The following is a 548-nucleotide window of genomic DNA, read 5'->3' on the forward strand; positions in this document are numbered from 1 at the left end:
GGCGGGAGTCACCTGGGCCGCCTCGGCCAGGTGGCTCGTGATCGGGTTCTGGGCAGGGGCGTCCGGGTGCTCGGGCGTCGCGGTGGCCGCGAGGCCGGTGGCAAGCAACGCAGCACAGGTGGCTGCCGTCGCCCCGGCGGCGAAGACCGCCGGGCGGCGTGCCGTGCTCCCAGAACGTGGGTTTGAGTTGTGGCGTCGCCTGACGCCGGAGGAAGGTGTAGCAGGCATAGTTGTCCCGTCAGATCAGGCAGAACGCGCCCCTCGTGGGCGCGTCTGGCCGTCATGCAAACAGCTGTGACCGTCTCCGGCAATCGGAACGCCGATATCGGCGCCACATCTGTGGATCTTGTTCTCGGCCCTTCGCTATGGCGTAGCCGTGACCCTTCGCCGCACGCTCTTCCGGCCGCGGCAGAGCGACGTGAGCAACGTCGCGCCGTCGCCGGGATGACGCGACGATGCCGCGCCGTTGGTCGTGATATGACGGGTCATCCAGAGTTCGACGACGTCGACGTCGTCGTCATCGGCGCTGGCCAGGCAGGGCTATCCAG

General features: G+C 68.6%; 1 pseudogene. It reads right to left on the reverse strand.

Features of this window, described 5'->3' with window-relative positions:
* Positions 1 to 228, reverse strand: a pseudogene (locus tag ELR45_RS39825) (hypothetical protein); the annotation flags it as partial.
* Between the last annotated feature and the right edge of the window lie 320 nt (positions 229 to 548).

Origin of the sequence: Phytoactinopolyspora endophytica, from assembly GCF_004138495.1 — a bacterium.
GTDB classification, from domain to species: Bacteria; Actinomycetota; Actinomycetes; order Jiangellales; family Jiangellaceae; genus Phytoactinopolyspora; species Phytoactinopolyspora endophytica.